This window comes from Sphingomonas sp. FUKUSWIS1 (assembly GCF_000733135.1).
Taxonomy (GTDB): Bacteria; Pseudomonadota; Alphaproteobacteria; order Sphingomonadales; family Sphingomonadaceae; genus Sphingomonas; species Sphingomonas aerolata.
Genome location: NZ_JPJC01000140.1, coordinates 6,289 through 12,179, shown reverse-complemented (window position 1 = coordinate 12,179; position 5,891 = coordinate 6,289). Strand labels below are relative to the sequence as shown.

Genomic DNA, 5,891 nt, shown 5'->3' with positions numbered 1-5,891 from the left:
ACCACCCGCCCCTGACGCAGGCCCTGTGGTGGGAATCGCTGACCGCCGCCGCGATCCAGCGCGCCTGGACGCTCAATGTCGGGCAACGCAGTGCCAAACAGCGAATCGCACATCTGTTGTGCGAGCTATATCTGCGAATGGACCGGGTTGGGCTGGTGCAGGACGGCAGCTGTGCGCTGCCGTTGACCCAGTTTCATCTGGGGGATGCCTGTGCGCTGACGTCCATCCACACCAATCGTGCGCTTCAAGAGCTGCGCCGTGACGGCTTGCTGTCGCTCGAGGCCCGACGCCTGACGATCCACGACTGGCCGGCGCTGGTCGATCTGGCCGCGTTCGACCCCGCCTATCTCCAACTGTCCAAAGAGCCTGGCACGTCCGGCGATCGTGCGGCCCTTGGCTAAATAGCGACCCGGGTGGCGGTCGGCTTCTTCATAGAGGTCCAGCAAAGGCGGGGTTGCCGCTCCGGCGCGCCACGCCACCCCGTTAAGCCATGAACGCCCGCTCGCCACAGAGCCGTCTGCAGACAGGCGGTCTCCGGGCGAGCGAGACTCGACGCGGCCTATTTAACGGCCGCCAGACCTACAGGCGGAAGGACAGCGACGCGACATAGGTCCGCCCGTTCTTGTAGAAAGCCGTGGGCCGATCGGGCGTCGCGTTATACTGGCGATAGGTCTCGTCGAGCAGGTTCTGCGCGTTGAGCGACAGCGTGACCTGCTTGGTCAGGTTGAACCCTGCCGACAGATCAAGCTGGTTATACGCGGCGACCATTTCGCGCGAGCCGAGACGGCCAATCGTGCGGAAATATTTCGTCCGGTAATTGTAGCTCAACCGCGCCTGGAACGGTCCGCTTTCGAAATAGGGGATCACGTTGACGGTGTGCTTCGACAGATAGGGAAGGTTGAGATCGGCACCCGACGCGTCGGTCGAGGAGGTCGTGCTGTCCTGATAAGTATAATTCGCCTGGAGCCCGAACCCGCCCCATATCTCGCTCTGCCCGGACACGAGTATGCCGTTCACCTTCGCCTTACCACCGTTGATCGGCTGCGAAACGCTGTAATTGTTCTCCAGCCGCCCGGTCAGCGAATTGAACAGCGTCACCCCCTCGGTCCGGGTCGTGATGATGTAGTTGCTGATGTCGCGACGGAAGGCCTCGACCGCGAGCAGGCTGCCCGGACGCGGGTAGAATTCCGCGGTCAGCTCGTAATTGGTCGACTCATACGGCTTCAGATTGGGATTGCCGCCACCCGCATCGCGCGTCGTATCGTTTTGCGAGATCGATGCCGCCAGATCCTGATAGCGTGGCCGCGAGATCACCTTGGCGACCGCACCGCGGAAGATGAGCGACGAACTCGCCTCATAGGCGATATTGAAGCTCGGCAGGAACTTCAGATAGTCGGTCGATGTCGTCGTCGGGGTCGGCACGGGGTTGGGGTTGGCCGCGGTCGACAGCGTCAGCGCATAGTCCGAAACGTCCTTGGTATAGACCAGCCGGCCACCGATATTGCCGCGAAAGCCGCTCTGCTCGAAATTGAGCTGCGCATAGCTCGCCGCGACGGTTTCCTTGACCCGGGTCGACGCGCCGATCTTGCGGATCAGCGGCGAATTGATCGCATTCGCCAGGATATCGATCACCGACTGTTCGGACAGGTTCAGATACTGCGTCGCGTTGCCCAACCCGCCGCTGCCGCTGAATGTGCCGTCCGGAGTCGACGCGGTCGGCACGTTGAGCTGCGATGCAAGCTGCGACGTGGTGAGATAGGTGTTGATGCCGCGACCGTCGATGCGGTTGACATGGTCGGTGACGCGTGCGCCGAGCATCAGTTGCGTGAACGGCCCGAACGACACCGGGATCGTCGCATCATAGCCGCCGAAGATGTCGCGATCGGTCGTCACGCTGTAATCGAGCCCGCCGATCTGCGCCGCGTTCAGCTGCGTGCCGCCGACCAGCACCGGGCTGCCCTCGATCTGTGCCGGATTGTTGTTCGGGTTGGTGAAGTAGTTTGCAGGGTTGGTCGGATCGCCGGTGAAATTGACCGTCGCCGTATCGTTGGTGAAGGCATAGCTGAATGGCAGTCTGGTCTGCACGTTGAACAGATATTCGGGATTGCGCCCGCCCCTCGCCCGGCTCCAGCCACCCGCGAACGACACCTTGGCGCCGTCATCGCCTTCCCAATCCGCAAACAGGTTGAGATTGTCGGTGGTCAGCTTGGTCTTGCGGACGAGCGTGTCGAGCTGCGCACTCTGGCTCGTCGCGGCACCGAAGGTCGCGGCGTTGACGACCCCGTTGCTGATATTGGCCGACTGCAGCACGTTGCCCGTCCAGGCCCCGGGAATGGTGTACATCGACTGGCTGTAATTGTCGTAATTGCCGTTGATGTGCAGGCCGTTGAGCGTCAGCGTCAGCTCCGAGCTGGGGCGGTACTGAACGGTGCCGGACACGCTCTTGCGCTCGCGCGTCTGCTGGAAATAGGCATAGTTGATGCCGAACGGCGAAGCGGCCTTGTAGAGATCCGCAATTGTTCCGCCGGTGATGGTCGCACCCGGGCTCTTCAGGCTGAGCGTGCCGTCCTGCGCGCGGTTGACGAACGGGCTGTTATAGGTGCCGTCCGCATTCGCCGCGGCATTGTCATAGCCGAAGAATTCCACGCCGGCGCGCGTCAGGCTCTGCTTGTCATAGGTCGCGGCGACCAGCACACCGAACGTCTCCGCATCATTCTTCCAGCTGTACAGCCCCGAGCCGCGGACATTGCCCTTGTCCGAACGGTCGTTGTACGAATAGCCGCCCGACGCGAAAATCGAATTGGCCTTGAGCTCGAGCGGCCGGCGGGTGCGGACGATGACGGTGCCGCCAAGGCTACCCTCCTCGATCCGCGGCTCGGGCGACTTGTACACCTCCAGCCGGTCGACGAGTTCGGGCGCGAGCAACGAATAGTTGAAGGTGCGGCTCGAAGGGTCATTGTCGTTGCCGCCCCAATCCGCCGATGCGAGCGCATGACCGTCGAGCAGCATCCGGTTGAGCGCGGGATCGGTACCAAGGATGGCGACCTTCTCGCCCTCGCCGAAGCGCCGATCGATGCTCACGCCGGGGATGTGCGACAGCGATTCGGCGACGTTGCGGTCAGGAAACTTGCCGATCGCTTCGGCGCTGATCACGTCGACCACGGCATTGGCCTCGCGCTTGACCGCGATCGCGCTGCGCAGGCTGCCGCGGATACCGGTGACGACGATGTCGCTGTCCGCGTCCCCCGAGGGGGCGGCCTGCGTGGGGGGGGTCTGAGCGGATACGGGCTGCTCGGCGGCGGCTGGGGGGGCCGAAGACGGCGCGGTCTGTGCGCCCGCAGGCGCGATCAGCCCGGCGATCGCGCTGGCGACCACGCCGGTGGATGCGAGCAACATCTGCTTAGGAAAAACCATTGGTCAAAGCCCCTTTTCATAGGCGCCATCGCGCCATCCCGATGCAGCCCATGCCTGCACCCGTAAATCCCGCGAATCGCCCGGTATTCTTTTGGTAGCCAGGTCGATGTCTAGGCGCCGCTACCTATATCAAATTCATTTTCCGAATCTAATGCGAAAATTACCTTTTTATTACCAATTCTGGGAGGAACGCATTCCAGTCCGGCGGTTGCCCCGTGGCTGCGGACCTGACGCCAGCGAGACCCGGGCCAAGTCCGTTCGACAAGGCAAGACGCGTCAGCGCATCAATTTGCCAAGGTACTCCACGTTTCGGAAGATGGTGTCAGTCGCGAGCCGAAGACACATTCCTTTGCCCGTCGAGGGACTTGCCCACGCTTACTGACAGGCGCTAGCGCATCATGACCCCGGCAGCTGACGCCAAGATCGACCGCAGCGGATCTAATACTCGCTTAGGCTCGCGAGGCATCCGTTGGCGAACCCCGAATAAGGGCAACACTCCGTACCAATATAGGATGTTTGCGGCGTCCACTGAGCCATGCGGTTTGTGCGCGGCGGGTGTCGCTACCAGCCCCAGCGAAAGCGCTGATTAGGCGAGCGCAAAATATCCTCGTAGCGCAATGCTGCGCGCGGCAGCGCCCTGTCCATGGCGCCGGAGCCCCTGCCCATGGCATAGGGCCTGACCAACCCCATGGTCGCGCAATTCCTCCGTGCGGGGGGCGTGCCTACGATTCCCCCGTACCTGCGCCACTCGCGGGGCAGATCGCTCGCCCTATCGCAGGATCGGCAGTGTTGCGGGCTTCCCGGGGAACCGCTCGCATGACAAGGGGTTTCTGAAATTGGCCGTTTTGGCCGTATCCCGGGAGACGATACACAATGACTGATTTTGCCGATCTTGTAGATGGATACCAGCGGTTTCGGACGTCCGACTGGCGCCGCCAGCATGACCGTTGGGAGAAATTGAAAGTCGGACAGGAACCGCGCGTCATGGTGATCGCCTGTTCGGACAGCCGGGTCGAACCCGCGCAGATCTTCGACACGTTGCCTGGTGAGATGTTCGTCGTCCGCAACGTCGCCAACCTCGTTCCGCCGTTCGAGACGGGCGGCGGCTATCACGGCGTTTCTGCCGCGGTGGAATTTGCGGTCACGCAGCTCAAGGTCGGCGAGATCGTCGTACTCGGCCATGGCCAGTGCGGCGGCTGCAAGGCGGCGCTCGCAGGCACGTTCGACAAGGCAGAGCGCGGCCAGGGTGGCTTCATCAGTGACTGGGTGCATCTGCTCGATGGCGCACGCGAGTCCGTCGCCAAGGATCATGCCGACCTGAAGTCGGAAGAGGCTCGCGAGGCGATGGAGCAGGCTGCCGTGCGGACTTCGATCGAGAATCTGCGGACCTTCCCGTTCGTCCGCGATGCAGAGGCCGCTGGTGATCTCGAGATCCGCGGCGCGGTGTTTGCGATCGACGACGGCATTCTGCGCGTGATGGACGAGGATGGCGGGTTCACGCCGGCTCAGCCCCGCGCGGACTGATGTCGAGGCCGGGCCGGCGAAAGCCTCGTCGGCCCGGCGCATCTTTACTTCAAACCTTATCTGCTGGCCGCTGCGAGCTCTCGCAAATGGTCAGGGGAAACCGAGACTGTAGGCGGGTTGCGGCCCGTCAGATTAGGGCGCTATGTTGCTGGCTTCTGACTGGAGGTCCTATGACGCGCCTTGCCTTGGTTATCGCTGCCGGCCTGTCGGCCGCCACAGCGGCGTATGCCGCACCCGATCCCGCGCCGAGCGCCGCTCTCGTCGCGGCGACCAAAGCCGGGACGCGAACGCCCGCGACGATCGCGCGCGACGCTTTCCGCCACCCCGCCCAGACGCTGGCGTTTTTCGGTGTGAAGCCTGGTGACACGGTCGTCGAGATCTGGCCCAGCGGCGGCTGGTATACCGAGATCCTTGCGCCCTATCTCGCGGCCCGCGGCACGCTTTATGCCGCTGCGCCGAGCGAGAAGGGTCTCGCAGCTGTCCGGGCCAAGCGCCAGGCGATGCCCGAAGCCTATCGCGCGCTGCGCTATGCCATGTTCCCGGCAGTCGCCGGCCAGCCGACCGTTCCCGCAGGCTCGGCGGACGTCGTGCTGACCTTCCGCAACGTGCACAACTGGCGGTTCGGGGCCGCCGATCAGACCCAGGCCGCGTTCGACCAGATGTTCGCGATGCTCAAGCCCGGCGGCACGCTTGGCCTTGTCGAACACCATCTGCCCGAAGCGTCGGGCAAGATCGAGGAAGGCAAGAGCGGCTATATGAAGCGGTCGTCGGTCATCGCCTATGCCACCAAGGCAGGATTCAAGCTGGCAGGCGAGAGTGCGGTCAATGCGAACCCGAAGGATACGCATGACTATCCCAAGGGCGTGTGGACCCTGCCGCCCAATTACGCCGAGGGCGATGTCGACCGCGCGCGCTATGCCGCGATCGGCGAAAGCGACCGGATGACGCTCAAG

Annotated in this window: 4 protein-coding genes; 3 read left to right on the top strand and 1 reads right to left on the bottom strand. The window is 63.4% G+C overall.

Going from position 1 to position 5,891, the window contains the following annotated elements; translation table 11 throughout:
- A partial coding sequence (locus tag sphsw_RS09365; RefSeq protein WP_042466988.1) for a Crp/Fnr family transcriptional regulator occupies window positions 1-401 on the top strand: 401 nt, incomplete at its 5' end.
- A gap of 178 nt (window positions 402-579) precedes the next feature.
- Here sphsw_RS09365 and sphsw_RS09360 read toward each other — a convergent pair.
- Window positions 580-3,414: a TonB-dependent receptor gene (locus tag sphsw_RS09360; protein WP_235188345.1), complete on the bottom strand. Its 2,835-nt coding sequence runs from the start codon at window positions 3,412-3,414 to the stop codon at window positions 580-582.
- 873 nt (window positions 3,415-4,287) lie between these two features.
- On the opposite strand from sphsw_RS09360, the gene sphsw_RS09355 reads away from it, so the two are divergent.
- Entirely contained in the window at window positions 4,288-4,938 is a 651-nt protein-coding gene (locus sphsw_RS09355; protein ID WP_031394264.1) for a carbonic anhydrase, read from the top strand.
- Window positions 4,939-5,108: 170 nt separating this feature from the next.
- Window positions 5,109-5,891: class I SAM-dependent methyltransferase (locus tag sphsw_RS09350; protein ID WP_031440376.1), on the top strand; the 783-nt coding region annotated here is incomplete at its 3' end.